Annotated in this window: 12 protein-coding genes; 5 read left to right on the plus strand and 7 right to left on the minus strand. The window is 61.5% G+C overall.

What is annotated here, in order from left to right; all coding sequences use genetic code 11:
• The first annotated feature begins 80 nt into the window (after positions 1 to 80).
• The 3 genes from J2J99_RS07995 to J2J99_RS08005 all read left to right on the plus strand — a co-directional run bounded on the left by J2J99_RS07995 (position 81) and on the right by J2J99_RS08005 (position 3,268).
• Positions 81 to 1,415, plus strand: a complete 1,335-nt coding sequence (locus tag J2J99_RS07995) for an extracellular solute-binding protein (protein ID WP_168294622.1) — start codon at positions 81 to 83, stop codon at positions 1,413 to 1,415.
• A gap of 126 nt (positions 1,416 to 1,541) precedes the next feature.
• Positions 1,542 to 2,435, plus strand: a complete 894-nt coding sequence (locus J2J99_RS08000) for a carbohydrate ABC transporter permease (RefSeq protein ID WP_168294711.1) — start codon at positions 1,542 to 1,544, stop codon at positions 2,433 to 2,435.
• Positions 2,435 to 3,268, plus strand: coding sequence for a carbohydrate ABC transporter permease (locus J2J99_RS08005; RefSeq protein ID WP_168294623.1), 834 nt, complete (start codon positions 2,435 to 2,437; stop codon positions 3,266 to 3,268). Before J2J99_RS08000 ends, J2J99_RS08005 begins: the two co-directional genes overlap by 1 nt.
• Here J2J99_RS08005 and J2J99_RS08010 read toward each other — a convergent pair.
• The 4 genes from J2J99_RS08010 to J2J99_RS08025 are packed head-to-tail and all read right to left on the minus strand — an operon-like array spanning position 3,234 to position 7,878.
• Positions 3,234 to 4,514: an O-antigen ligase family protein gene (locus J2J99_RS08010; RefSeq protein WP_168294624.1), complete on the minus strand. Its 1,281-nt coding sequence runs from the start codon at positions 4,512 to 4,514 to the stop codon at positions 3,234 to 3,236. The two genes, J2J99_RS08005 and J2J99_RS08010, sit on opposite strands and share 35 nt — an antisense overlap.
• On the minus strand, positions 4,511 to 6,073 hold the full coding sequence (locus tag J2J99_RS08015; protein WP_168294625.1) for an undecaprenyl-phosphate glucose phosphotransferase: 1,563 nt from the start codon (positions 6,071 to 6,073) through the stop codon (positions 4,511 to 4,513). Before J2J99_RS08015 ends, J2J99_RS08010 begins: the two co-directional genes overlap by 4 nt.
• 56 nt (positions 6,074 to 6,129) lie before the next feature.
• Positions 6,130 to 7,299 carry a glycosyltransferase family 4 protein gene (locus J2J99_RS08020; protein WP_168294626.1) on the minus strand — a complete coding sequence of 390 codons (1,170 nt, stop codon included), beginning with the start codon at positions 7,297 to 7,299 and terminating at the stop codon, positions 6,130 to 6,132.
• A 3-nt stretch (positions 7,300 to 7,302) separates the two neighbouring features.
• The gene (locus J2J99_RS08025) at positions 7,303 to 7,878 is read right to left on the minus strand and encodes a polysaccharide biosynthesis/export family protein (protein ID WP_168294627.1); all 576 of its coding nucleotides are present in this window, start codon (positions 7,876 to 7,878) and stop codon (positions 7,303 to 7,305) included.
• Positions 7,879 to 8,068: 190 nt separating this feature from the next.
• Here J2J99_RS08025 and J2J99_RS08030 point away from each other — a divergent pair, with 190 nt between their 5' ends.
• Entirely contained in the window at positions 8,069 to 10,234 is a 2,166-nt protein-coding gene (locus J2J99_RS08030; protein WP_168294628.1) for a GumC family protein, read from the plus strand.
• A gap of 53 nt (positions 10,235 to 10,287) precedes the next feature.
• Here the strand turns inward: J2J99_RS08030 and J2J99_RS08035 are convergent, their stop codons facing one another.
• Complete coding sequence (locus J2J99_RS08035; protein WP_168294629.1) at positions 10,288 to 11,529, minus strand: GNAT family N-acetyltransferase; 1,242 nt, start codon at positions 11,527 to 11,529, stop codon at positions 10,288 to 10,290.
• Between the two features lie 118 nt (positions 11,530 to 11,647).
• The gene (locus J2J99_RS08040; RefSeq protein WP_010016031.1) at positions 11,648 to 11,857 is read right to left on the minus strand and encodes a DUF2842 domain-containing protein; all 210 of its coding nucleotides are present in this window, start codon (positions 11,855 to 11,857) and stop codon (positions 11,648 to 11,650) included.
• Positions 11,858 to 11,970: 113 nt separating this feature from the next.
• Between J2J99_RS08040 and J2J99_RS08045 the strand changes: the two genes are divergently transcribed.
• Positions 11,971 to 13,074 carry a COX15/CtaA family protein gene (locus J2J99_RS08045; protein ID WP_168294630.1) on the plus strand — a complete coding sequence of 368 codons (1,104 nt, stop codon included), beginning with the start codon at positions 11,971 to 11,973 and terminating at the stop codon, positions 13,072 to 13,074.
• A 12-nt stretch (positions 13,075 to 13,086) separates the two neighbouring features.
• Here the strand turns inward: J2J99_RS08045 and J2J99_RS08050 are convergent, their stop codons facing one another.
• Positions 13,087 to 13,878, minus strand: coding sequence for a sulfite exporter TauE/SafE family protein (locus J2J99_RS08050; protein WP_168294631.1), 792 nt, complete (start codon positions 13,876 to 13,878; stop codon positions 13,087 to 13,089).
• Positions 13,879 to 13,881 lie beyond the last annotated feature (3 nt).

Below are 13,881 nucleotides of genomic sequence, written 5' to 3' on the forward strand. Positions count from 1 at the left end.
TGGGGGAAGAAAACGCTCGGCCGGTGCCTGGAGCAAGGCCTGAGCGGGGAGTTGAGAATAAACCAAGTGAGGTGGAGCAGATGGAAAGAACCGTGAAATCGATCAGCATACTGCCGGCATACCGATTGAAAGCAGCTGTCGCGCTTGCCGGCGCGGCGCTCCTGAGTTTTGGCCTTTCCGCCGCCCGCGCCGACGATCTGGCGGTGTGGGACGACCAGACCTATGAAGGTCAGAGTGCTGTCATCGAGCAGCTTAACAAGGAGTTCGAAGCGTCCCATTCCGGTGTCACGATCAAGCGTACCGCCCGCACTTTCGATGACATGAAGCTGACGCTGAAGCTTGCGGTCTCGGCCGGCGACGGCCCTGTCGTCACCAAGGTCAATCAGGGCGCCGGCGACATGGGCGCGATGGTCAAGGAAGGCTTGCTGCTGCCGGTCGACGACTACATCAGGAAATATGGTTGGGATAAGCGGCAATCGGATTCGGTGCTTGCCCGAGATCGCTGGGACGGGCCCAAATTCGGGGTCGGCAAGACCTACGGCATTTCGGGCCTCGCCGAGATCGTCGGCCTCTATTACAACAAGAAGATCCTCGACGAGGCTGGCATAGCGCTGCCGAAAACCTTCGAGGAATTTCTGGCCGATCTCGACAAGCTGAAGGAAAAGGGCGTTGCCCCCTTCATGATGGGCTCGGCGAAGCAGCATCTGGCCCTGCACATGATCGGCGCCATCGACCAGGCGCATATCGACGCGAGCAATCGCGCCGAACTCGACGATCTGATCTATGGCCGGGGCGGCACCTGGAACACCAAGGGGAATATCGAATCGGCCAAACTCGTGCAGAAATGGGCGCAGGGCGGTTATTTCTTCCCGGGATTCGAGGGCATCTCCGGTGACGACGCCGTCCAGCTCTTCATATCAGGGCAGGGAGCATTCCTGATCTCCGGCACCTGGTATTTCGGCGACATGCAACATAATCCGGATATCGGCTTCATGGCCATTCCCGCCCCGAAGGGGATTTCCAAGCCGCTCAGCGTCGGCGGCGTCGATCTTGCCTGGGCGATCACCAGCCTTGCCAAGGACAAGGCCAAGCAGGATCTCGCCGGCGACTATATCGACTATATGGTTTCGGAAAAGGCCGCTGAAACCTGGGCCAATGCCGGCTATCTCCCCGCAACGTCGCTGGCGGCCGACGCGAAGCCAAAGCTGACGCCCCTGCTGACGTCAGGCATCGAAATGTGGAAGACCCTTAATGCCAACGATGCGCTCGGCCATTACCCCGATTGGTCGAGCCCGACAATGCTGAAGACAATAGACGACAATACACCGCTTCTCTTGTCCGGCAACATCACGCCTGAGGCCTTCGTTGACGCAATGGACAAGGATTATCAGGCCTATTTGAAGGGTACGAAATAAGACGACGCGCCGGTCACGGCCGCCGCGTTGCGGTCGTGGCTTGCGTCCCGTTCATCACACAGGATCAGTGCAGCAGGCTCAGGCTTGCTGCGCGATGATCATAGCTTTGGCTTCACGGAGTACTGGATGAGACGCTCGAAACTCGACGGTTCCCAGCCTACCAATTTGCTTTATCTGTTGCCCGGATTGCTGCTCTACACGGCCTTTGTCTTTGGGCCGATCATTGCGGCTTTGGGTTTGAGCCTGACAAGCTGGGATGGTGTGAGCATGCCCCGATGGGTGGGCCTGGGCAATTATGTCGACCTCTTTGCAGACGGTCGTTTTTATATTGCCTTGCGCAACAATGCCGAGTTGATGATCTTCTATTGCGTCCTGCCGCTCGTGCTCGGCATCACGCTTGCTGCCTGCGTCTGGAACCTGAAGCAGCGCGAACAGCTCGCCCTCAGAACCTTCCTGTTCCTGCCTTACATCATGCCGACCGCCGTCTTGGGCATCATCTGGGCATGGCTCTACAATCCTGCATTCGGCCCGTTCAATCAGTTCCTCAGGGCGGTGGGATTGGGCATGTTCGCGCTCCCCTGGCTGGGGAATTTCAACTTTGCACTGCCCGCGGTCGGGATTGTCGCGACGTGGTATTTCTTCGGCTTTTGCATGGTCATCTTCCTGACCGGGATTCAACGCATCGACCCGTCCCTTTTCGACGCCGCCAAGGTCGACGGCGCTTCGGCGCGAAAGACGTTTTTCTGGGTAACGCTGCCGCTTCTGATGCCGGAGATCAGGGTCGTGCTGCTGCTGACCGTGATAGCGTCGATCAAAAGCTTCGACCTGATTTTCACCATGACCCGCGGCGGACCTGCGAATGCCACGCTCGTTCCGAATATCTACATGTATCAGTTGGGCTTCGAGCTCAACCGGTTCGGCGCGGCGGCGGCCATCGCCATTGTCGGCGCCTTGCTCACATTCGCGATCAATTATGCAATTCACCGGCTGGTCGGCTCAAGAAGTAAAGGATTGGCTTGATGAGCCGTTCGTCCAACATCCCTGCCGCCACGCTCTCGTTCCGCATTCTTCTCTGGTTTCTGGCTTTCATAACGATCACGCCGTTTCTGCTTCTGTTGCTGACGTCATTCAAGAGCAAGGCCGACGTCCTGCAGGGCGCATTCGCCCTCCCGGCCTACCCACATTTCGAAAATTACCTCGATGCCTGGAATGCCGGACATTTCAACATCTACTTCTGGAATTCGATCATCGTCGTCATACCGGTCGTGGCGGCAAGCGTCTTTCTCGGCCTGCTGACGGGTTTTGCCTTCGCCTTTCTGTCGTTTCCGCTCCGGCGCACGCTGTTCGCGATCCTGACGCTCGGGATGATGGTGCCGGCGGAGGCCTTCATCATCCCGCTCTATTATGAAATGCGCTATCTCGGGTTGATCAATACCTATGCAGCGGTGATCGTGCCGCAGATCGCCATGTCGATCCCGTTCTCGACGATCTTCCTTGCCAGCGCGATGCAGCAATTGCCGGAAGAGATTCTCGAAGCGGCGGTGCTCGACGGTGCCGGCCGCTTCTACATCCTGCGCAAGATCGTCGTTCCGCTGATGGTGCCGGCAATGTCGACACTGGCGCTGTTCCTGTTCATCTGGACCTGGAACGAGTTTTTGATTCCGTTCATTCTGGTCAATGACGACGCCTATCGGACGCTGCCGCTGGGCATGCTGTTCTTCCAGGGGCGTTATACCGTCAACACGCCGGTTCTGACAGCCGGCGCTGTGATTGTCATTTTCCCGCTCATCCTGACCTATCTCGTTTTCCAGCGGCGGTTTATTGCCGGTCTGACGGCAGGTGCGACGAAATAGGTTGCGCCGCTCCTTTTTGCCTGCGGCGGCGCCGGTGGCGCGCTTCCAGCGCCGCGCAGCCCCAGACCGTGCCAAGCAGCAGGTAGACGTGCCGCCAGTGGTCGATGTCGATGACATTGCCGATCGCCGCATGGCCGAGGACGGAGATCCAGGCGACCATCAGGAAGGGTTGCCACGGCCGGTCGAGCAGCAGGTTTCGGAAGCCGATCGCCAGCGTCCAGACGAGCATCCCGACATAGCTGACGAAGCCAATCCAGCCATAGGTGGTGAGCGACTTCAGCCAGATATTGTGCTCGTCTTCGGGAAACATCGTGCCGAACACCAGCGGGCCGATGCCGAGCGGGCGCTCCATCATCATGGTGAAGCCGATCCGGTGACGCTCGAAGCGACCGAGATGCTCGCCGTCATATTGCTGCACCAGCTGGGCACGTGCCGAAAACAGTTCGGCGACCTTTGGAATCTGCAGCGCCACAAGCAGCGACGCGACCAGCATGATGATTGCCGCCAGCGACAGCACCAGGACCCTCAAGCGAAAGGCGCCGCTGCGCTCCTTCAGCAGCATGATGAAGATCAGCAGCAGGACGCCGAGCGCGAAGAGGCCCCAGGCGGCACGGGAAAAGGAAAGGAAGATGCCGAGCGCCAGCACGAGCAGAGCGGCGGCCTTCAGCGGCGATTTCTTCAGGTCCCCGGCCAGGATGCCGTGGATGAGATGGAGCGACGGCGGCACCAGAAAGGGGCCGAAGACGTTCGGATCCTGAAAGGCGCCCTTGGCGCGGTCATAGAGAGTGAAGATTTCCGCGCCGGGAAAGGCGTGGAAATAGCCGAGCACGCCGAGTGCAGACGTGGCAACGGCCGCGAAGGTCCAGGCGTTGAAGATCAGCGGCAGCCGTTTGTGGCTGTCCTCGATGATTGCCGCATAGAAGACCGCGGTCAGCGCCAGGAAGGTCGACACGGCGATATACATCGGCGCCGTCGCCAGATCCTTCATCTGCGTCAGCGACAGTATGCCGCCGATATTGAAGGTGAGCAGCAGGGCAAGCAGCGGGGCGACGCCGCGCGAAATCCTCAGCCCCAGAATGAACCAGAGGCCGATCAGCCCCGCCATCCAGAGTTCGTAGGGTGCCGGCTCGTCGATGACGAAGCCGGAGAGGAAGACGCCGAAGGCGACGAAGGCCGAGCCGATCAGCCGCAGCGCCATCCGCTGCGGCTGGGCGACACGCGGATATGTCGCCTCGACCGCGCTCAATAGGCGTTTTCCGTGTTGAGCAGCCGGATCGGCGTCAGGAACAGGATCTTCAGATCGAACCAGAGCGACCAGTTCTCGATGTAATAGAGGTCGTAGGCCGTGCGGAATTTGATCTTCTCGTCATTGTCGACCTCGCCGCGCCAGCCGTTGATCTGCGCCCAGCCGGTGACCCCGGGCTTGACGCGGTGGCGGGCGAAATAGCCCTCGACGACATCGCCGAAGGCGCGGTCGCGGGCCTGGGCGAGCACCGCGTGCGGACGTGGGCCGACCAGTGACAGCTCGCCTCTCAGCACGTTGAAAAGCTGGGGCAACTCGTCGATCGAAGTCTTGCGGATGATGCGGCCGACACGGGTGACGCGCGGATCGCCCTTGGTCACCGCGGCCTTGCCCGTGGGGTCGGACATGCTGGTGTACATCGAGCGGAACTTGAAGACGTTGATGATTTCGTTGTTGAAGCCATGACGCTTCTGCATGAAGAAGACAGGGCCCTCGGTCGTCGCCTTGATGGCGATCGCTGTCACGAGCATCAGCGGCCACAGCAGGGCAAGCGCGACGAGGGTGAAGAAGATGTCGAAGCCGCGCTTGGCGACGGAATCCCAGTCGCGGATCGGCTTTTTGAAAATGTCGAGCATCGGCACCGAGCCGACATGCGAATAGGCGCGCGGCCGGAAGCGCAGCCGGTTGGCATGCGCCGCGAGACGGATATCGACCGGCAGAATCCAGAGCTTCTTCAGAAGGTCGAAGATGCGAGCCTCGGCCGACAGCGGCAGGGCGATGATCAGCATGTCGATGCGGGTCAGCCGCACGAATTCGACGAGCTCGGCCACGGTGCCGAGCTTCGGATAACCGGCGACCATGATCGGCGAGCGTTTCTCGCCGCGGTCGTCGAAGATACCGCAGATGCGAATGTCGTTGTCTGCCTGTTGTTCGAGAATGCGGATCAGCTCCTTGGCGGGCTCGCCGCCGCCGACGATGACGGCGCGCCGCTCCATGATGCCATTGCGTGCCCAGTTGCGAATGCCGTAAGCAACGAGGAAACGTTCGCCGGCAAGGAAAAGCGCGCCGGCAGCAAACCAAGGAAGATAGGCTTCAGCCATCGTCCATGTGGTGCCGCGCACGAGCGCGAACAGGCCGGTGGTGAGGAGGAGGGCGATCGCCCATGCGGCGAGGATGCGCGGCATCAGCCGCAGCTTCGCCCGAAGTGCCGGGATTGTGTAGGTGTCGGCGAGCTGAAGGCAGACCACGGTCAGGGCGGAGGCGATTGCCGCCATGCCTGCCCGCACTAGCAGGGTTTCGCTGCCGTCGCCGGGTGCGACGAGGTGAACGATCAGGGCAATCGAAAAAAGGGCCAGGAATTCCAGCAACCGCAATTGCCCGATAATGATGGCCGGCGAACGGGTTCCGTCGCGGAACTGTTCGGCGATCTGCCGTGCATAGGCATTGATTTCGGTCGGTTCGGAGGCATGCTCCCGACCTGCATTGCGTCGCGCCTCGATGTCGGAGACCTGCTTGCGCAACGCTTCCACGTCGAAAGGATCGCTTTTTTCCAGCTTGTTCATGGGGTTTTGTCGCTCGTTGTCAGCAAGCGAAGTACCAGAAAGCCCCTAAGAAATATTTACAAGGCTGCCGACATTGTTCGGCCGGCGGCGGGATCGACCAGCTCATGGTACAATTTCAGCACATCACGCGCCATGACGGCGGAGGAAAAGACCGCCTTTACCGCCTCTGGCTTCGGCATTGTTCTGGCGTGCCAGCCGGGCACGCTCAGCGTTTCCGCCATCACGCGCGCGAGATCGTCGGCATTGCCGGGCTCCACCAGCGCCGCGCTGTCGGCGCCGAGCACTTCGGGAATGCCGCCGACGCGGCTGGCGATGATCGTCTTGCCGGCGCCGAGGCCCTCGAGGACGATATAGGGCATGGCTTCGGCGCGCGAGGGAACGACAAGATTCTGCGCCATCGAAAATGCTTCGTGGACGCGCATTGCCGGCAGCATGCCGATGCGTTTGCCGAGGCCGCGTTCGACCATCATCTCGCGGTAACGGTCCCGGTCAGGTCCGTCACCGATCATCAGCGCCGACAGCGGCCGCCCGAGCAGCCGCTCGGTCTTGGCAAAGGCATCGACAAACAGATCGGGACCCTTGAGGTCCCGGAGCATTCCCACATAGATGAAATGGACGGCATCCGAGCGGGTGGGGATCGGTTCGAAATCACGCTCGCTGATGCCGTTGTAGATCAGTCTCGTCTTCGTCCGTGGCTTGCCCACCTTGTGCATGTAGGTGTCGCGCTCATATTCGCAGATGAAGACCAGCGCGTCGGTGAAGTATTCCTGCAGGCGCTCCATCCTGAGGACGAACTGTCCGCTGAGCGAGGAGCGCGAATAATGCAGGCTTCCGCCATGCGCGGTATAGAGGCGGGCTACGCGATACCTGTTCACCCGCAAGGCTGAGCCGGCAAGCCGCGCGAGCACGCCGCCCTTGGCGCCGTGTCCGTGCAGCACATCCGGCCGCAAACTTTTGATTTTCTTGTACGTATCCCACATCGTCGCAATGTCGGACGGGCTGACCGACCGTCGGATCGGCACCCGTGTCAGGCCGAGCGAGAGATAGGGTCGAATGTCGTCGAACAGGCTGTCCTCGTACTCGCCGCCGGTCGAACTGTCGCAGAGGATGCCGATGTCATGGCCGGCCTTGGCGTGTTCCTCGACCAGGTCGCGGACATGGCGGAAGATTCCGCCGACCGGCGACCTGAAGCAGTGGAGGATGCGGAGCGGCTTCTGTTTTCCCATTGCTCAGAAGAGCCGTTCGCGGACGTAGATCGTGTCGCCGGCGATGATCGGCCCCGAAATGTTGATGCGGCCGGTCAGCACCTGTCCGTTGATCTTGCGGGTGACGTCGACCATGCTCTGGTTGGCGCGGCTGCTGAAGCCGCCGGCAACGGCGATGGCATTCTGCACGGTCATGCCGGGAACATAGGCATACTGGCCGGGCTGGCCGACTTCGCCCATGATGAAGATCGAACGGTAGCGGTCGACGTCGATGGTGACGTCGGGATCGCGAAGATAGCCCTGCTGCAGCTTCTGGGCGATCTGCCCTGAGAGTTGCTGCAGGGTTCGGCCGCGGGCAGGGACCTGGCCGATGAGCGGGAAGGCAATATAGCCGGCCTGATCAACCGTATAGGTATTGGTCAGGCTCTGCTGGTCGAAGACGGTAATGCGCAGCCGGTCGCCGCTATCAAGCGCATAGGGCTGAATGGTCGCTTCGTTGAAGGCTTTCGGCGCCGGCTTGTACGTCGTGCAGCTGCCCAATGCAGCCGTCATGGCTGCAAGGCTCAGGGCCAAAAGGAATTTGGGCGGGGCGACAGACATCCGCTGGTGCTCACAGAAAATGAACTTGGTGAGATGGTTATCGATCCGTTAGGGTTAATGCCCGGTAAAAGACGGCCTACAATTTCCGGCGTTCTTTGCTGATCCCCGCTCATTTCTTCGCAAGTTACCATTAACCGTTGAGTTACCACGGTCGTTTACGCTTGAGGCACCTTTGTTGTGGAGTAAGAGCATGTCCGGCGTAGCGCGTGATCAGGATGTGGACATCGACCTCGGTCAGCTGGCTCGTGCCGTCTGGGCGCGCCGGCTCAGGATTTTGACGATCACGCTCGTGGGGGCGGGCCTCGCCTTTGCCGGCGCCAAGATCATCTCGCCGCAATATCGCAGCGAAACGCGCATCCTCATAGAACCTCGCGCGCCGGCCTTCGCAAGCACCCAGCAGGTAAACGACGCAGGCGCCGGTCCGCTGATGGACGAGCTGAACATCGCCAGCCAGGTGCAGCTGTTGCAATCCGCCGATCTCTTGAAAAAAGTGATCAACGACCTGAAACTCTACAATCTGCCGGAATTCGACGATGCCGCCAATGGCTCGGCAATGAGCAGCATCCTGGTGAAGCTGCATCTGAAGAAGAACCCGATGGAGAACCCGCCGGAAGAGCGGGTGATCGACGCTTTCGTCGAGCGGCTGCAGGTCTATCAGGTGCCGGGCTCCCGTGTCATCGGCATCAGCTTCACCTCGAAGGACCCCAAACTCGCCGCCGCCATTCCGAACGCCATGGCGAATGTCTATCTTTCTACCCAGAGCGGCGCCAAGCTCGATTCCAACTCCGAAGCGACGCGTTGGCTGGAGCCGGAAATCGAAAGCCTGCGCCTTAAGGTCAGCGAGGCCGAGAAGAAGGTCGCCGAATACCGCACCAGCCACGGGCTCTTGCAGACGAACGGCACGACCACTTTTCCCGCACAGCAGCTGAACGATATCTCCGCCGAGCTCACCCGGGTGCGCGGCGATAAGGCCAATGCCGAGGCGAGGGCACAGGCGGTGCGCAATGCGCTGTCGTCAGGCGAAGCGTCCGACACGCTGCCTGACATCATGGCCTCGCAGGCGATTCAGCGGTTGAAGGGAACGGAATCGGGCCTGCAGTCGCAAATATCCGATCTGCAGACCAGCCTTCTCAACAGCCATCCCAGGCTGAAGAGCCTGCGAGCCCAGCTTGCCGATATCCGCGCCCAGATCCGCCAGGAGACGCAGAGGATCCTGACGAGCATCGAAAACGAGGCCAAGGTCGCCGATCTCCGGGCAAGCGAGCTCGAGCGGCAGAAGGACACGGTGCAGGCCAACAGCGCCCGCGCCGGCGAGGACGAAGTCGGCCTCAATGCGCTCGAGCGCGAGGCGACCGCCCAGCGCCAGCTGCTCGAAACCTATCTGGTGCGCTACCGCGAGGCCGCCTCGCGCGCCGACAGCAACTCGAGCCCGGCCGACGCCCGTATCGTTTCCAAGGCCATCGAGCCGGTCGACCCCTATTTTCCCAAGGTCGTGCCGATCGTCGTCGTCGCCGCCGCCGCCACTTTGATCCTCAGCGCCATCGTCACCATGTTGGCAGAACTCTTCAGCGGCAGGGCGCTTCGCCCGATCGATGCGTCGCCTGAGACAATCGAGACGGAAACGGCCGCCGAAGAGAAGATTGCCCCGCAGGCAGCTCCCGTCGCAGTCAGAAGGCCCGCCCAGCCGAGCATGCTCGCCGTGGTCGCCGACGAAGACGATGCGATCGACGAGGAGGTGGAGACTGCCGCGGCGGTGCCGCAGGAGGACAATGAATTCTCCGTCGGCTCGGTTGCCGATTACCTCACCGGCAGCCGGGCGCCGTTGGCAATTGCGATATCTCCGACCGGTGACGACGGCTCGGCGGCGACGGTTTTGTTGACCCGAATTCTCGCCGATGCCGGCCGCCGCGTCATCCTGATTGATATGACCGGTTCCGGCCATCCCACGGAACTGATGGCGGAAGACCAGGCCGCCCCCGGTGTCACCGACCTGCTATGCGGCGAGGCCGCCTTCGGCGATACGATCCACAGCGATCGGCTTTCCGATGCCCATCTGATCCCACAGGGCCGCAGCGACGTGCGCCGCGCCATGCGCGGTGTCGATCGGCTGTCGCCGCTGCTCGATGCGCTGACCGCTGCCTACGACCTCGTGGTCGTCGAATGCGGCGCAGCCGATGTCGCCGGCGTTTCGCGCTTGACGCACAGCCGGGATGTCGAGATCATCCTCTCCCTGCCGCAGCTCGAGGAGACTGTTTTCGTCACGCTGATGACAGAGTTCCAGGCTGCGGGCTACGAGCGCGTCGTCCTGATGTCGGACGGCGAAGCGGCAGAGCAGAGGTTCGGCCAGGCGGCCTGACGCATGGCCGCATGCTGCTTTTGCGGCGACCGCATGCGTCGGACAAAGACCGCTCAGCCGATTGTTGCCCGGATCCGCTGGGCGAACCTATAGAGCTTCGGGCGCGCCTTGATATGTGCCTTGCCGCGCGTGACGATTCGATGCGCCGCGCCGGCGGCGACGCCGATCGGCGACACCGGCAGCACCACGTCGTAATGCGCGGTCTCGACCGGCGCCCAGGATCGTTTGTAGGTCTGATCGCCGAGGCCGAAATCGAACAGCGCGACCCCTTTGCCGTGCAGTCCCGAGATGGTCTGCCAATAGAGGAATTCGCCGGGGCTCGTATCCGGCACGAGGTCTTCGTCGATCGCCCCGAATTGGCAGATGACGTGATCGCCCTTGCGCGAGATGCCCGAGATCGCAGCGATCCGATCCTCATTTCCGCCCTTCAGCCGCAGGACATGCATCTGCAGGCCGAAGGACTGCCTTGTATCATGCTGCTTGTCGATGAGGCCGTGCAGGAAGGCCTGTGTTTCCCGATCGGCAAAGACGTCGGGCAAGCCAAGGCTGGCGAAGCGGATGCTCTTCAGACGGAAGAAGGTATCGAGCAGGCGATGCTGCTCTTCCGGTGTTTCGGGGATGACGTATTCGACGCCGCCGGCGGCCTCGAAGCGTCGCGATTGAACGCGGAATTTCTTACGCCGGCTCTTGGCGTTGATCTGTTTCAGCGTCTCCTCGAAAACGGCAAGGAGCGGCAGTTGATAGGCGTGGTTCTGGTTCTGCACCATGGGCAGCCCGGTGAGGGGGGTCTGCCGTCCGCGCCATTCCAACGGAATGTTTTGCAGCAGCAGCAGATCGGCCCGCCCCATCAACGCATGCTGAAGCTGACGAGCGAATTTTTCGGCGTCAATGCTGCCGGCGCTTTCGGCGAAATTCCCGGAGAATAGACCGGTATTGATATTGCTGTGATCGGCAGCGATGAATTTCGCAATGGCAAGACCACGCGACTTGACGATCTCGACCGGCAGAATGAAGGCCGTCTCGCCGGCATAGGTGCCTTTGAGGATCGCCAGCGGCCGTTGAAAGGCGTTGACCCAGGCGCTGCACCAATCGTAGCTCTGATGGAGCGACTGGAGATTGTCGACCTCCAGAGACCGCCAGTCATCTTCCAGCGGCTGCATCGCATCGAAAACGGCGATGTCGATTTTGGCCATGGCAAGTTTCATGCTCATTTGGCGTAGGCGTGAAATCGCCGTGTCGGCCAGCGCCGCGTCGTCTGACGGCTGTTCGTGGACATCGAGCTTTTGGGTCTGCACGGGAACTCTCCGGTCAAAATGCTGAACGGGAAAGTAGGTATGCAGGACGCATATTTGGTTTAACTGCCATTCATCAGCGAGGTTTTCCGCCGATCACGGTTATTCGGCCGTTAATGGCTTACTGCTGCCGCGGTCCGGCCATCCATTTGATGATCACCATCGCCGGCAAGATCCAAAGCAGGCCGGTGAGCAGGAAGTAGAGCAGGTGCCCCCACCAGGGCGCGTTGCCGAGCGTCGCCACCGCGATCGTGTTCGCCACCAGCGCATAGACGAGCACGAGCACGATGATGAGGATCGTGCCGATGAATTTGCGGAGGCGGACGGGCATCGCTTATCTCTTCTATGGGTGGCGCGGACGGCGCGACGGCATGCCGCAAAGGTTCGGGGCTTGTTTTGCATGAGCCGGTGGGGCAAATCAACTGCCGGATAGAAGGAGACATCATGGCCGTCGCGAACCTCACCACGGAACAGGCGATCCTGAGCGAAGTGCGCAAGCAGAACCGCAATCGCCGCGCCTTGCGGCTGTGGCTCGGCTTCGTGCTTCTGGCGCTCTTCTGTCTCGTGCTCGTCGGGGGCGCCACGCGGCTGACCAATTCCGGCCTGTCGATCACCGAATGGAAGCCGATCCATGGCGTTATTCCGCCGCTGTCGGCTGCCGAATGGGACGAGGAATTCCGCCTCTATCAGCGCATTCCCGAATATCAGCAGTTGAACAGCTCCATGACTGTCGACGAGTTCAAGGGCATTTTCTGGTGGGAATGGGCCCACCGGCTGATTGCCCGCGGCATCGGCGTGATCTTCGCGCTGCCGCTCATCTTTTTCTGGCTGACCGGGCGGATCGAAAAGCGCCTGCGCTGGCCGCTCGTCGGCATCCTGGCGCTCGGCGGCCTGCAGGGTTTTATCGGCTGGTGGATGGTGTCCTCGGGTCTTTCCGTCCGCACCGACGTCAGCCAGTACCGGCTTGCGACACATCTCGTCATGGCCTGTCTGATCTTTGCCGGCTGCATGTGGATCATGCGCGGTCTCTCGCCACATTCCAACGATCCGGCGCCGGCGCCCAGTTCGCGCGGCTTTGCCGCCGTCATCGCCGTTTTCGCGCTGTTCCAGATCTATCTCGGTGCGCTGGTGGCCGGGCTCGACGCCGGCTTTTCCTATAATACCTGGCCGCTTATGGACGGCGCCGTCATTCCTTCGGATCTCTTGATCCAGCAGCCCTTCTGGATCAATGCCTTCGAGAACCCGAAGACGGTGCAGTTCATCCACCGCGTCGGCGCCTATACGCTCCTCGCGCTGACACTGATCAACATGGTGATTGCCCTTCGCGCAGCACCCTGGACCACGCATGCCCGCCGCGCCGTCGTGCTTTTCTCGCTGGTGACGCTGCAGGCGGCGATCGGCATTGCCACGCTGCTGATGCAGGTACCGCTTCACTGGGGCCTGTTGCATCAGGCCGGCGCAATGGTGGTCTTCGGCTTCGCCGTCGCCAACTGGCGCGGTTTTTACGGCGAATATCCGCACGCCACGGCAATCGCGGAGCGCGATTGAAGCGCAAGACGGTCAACGCAGCACGCTGTCAAGCAGCGGCATGCCGATGATCGCCGCGGTGGCGATCAGCACATAACAGGCGATGCGGAAGGTCCGTTCCTCGGCAAGGCCGAACAGCTTCGAGCCGCCGTAGAGCCCAACTGCATAACTCGGCAAAATGACGGCGGTCAGGGCAAAGACGGCGGGCACGAACAGTCCGCCGATAGTATAGCTGATGGCGCTGAAGACGGATGAGATCGAGAAATAGAGCACGACATTGGCCCTGACTCGCGTGAAGTCGCTCTTGCCGCCGAGCCAGTAGGCAACGACTGGCGGTCCGCCGAGCTGGGCGGCGCCGCTGAAGAGGCCGGCAATCATGCCGACGCCGCTGCTGAGCGGTGCCGAAGGCGCGCCGTGATAACGCCATCCCGAGACGAGAAGCGCGAGCAGTGAGATGGCGATGATCGTGATGCTCCAGCGCAGGAGCGTCGGGTCCAGCAGTGCCAGCATCGCCGTGCCGGCCGGGACGCCGAGTGCCGCACCCGCGGCCATGACGAAGACCTCGGGCCGGTTGGCGCTACGCCAGGCAGGTGGGATCATCCCGAGCGTGGCAATGCCGTCGATGAAGAGCAGGATCGGCGATACCAGCTTCGGCCCGATGATGGCGCCACCGAGCGGAATGAAGATCAGCGCTGCCCCGAAACCGGAAAAGCCGCGGGCGAGCCCGGCGATGAAGGCAAAGGCCATCAGGGCATAGATGCCATGATCGGGCAGGGCGGAGGCAAACCAAGCCTGCCCGTCGGTGATGAGCGCATCCAGCATCATGAC

The organism is Rhizobium binae (assembly GCF_017357225.1).
Lineage (GTDB): Bacteria > Pseudomonadota > Alphaproteobacteria > Rhizobiales > Rhizobiaceae > Rhizobium > Rhizobium binae.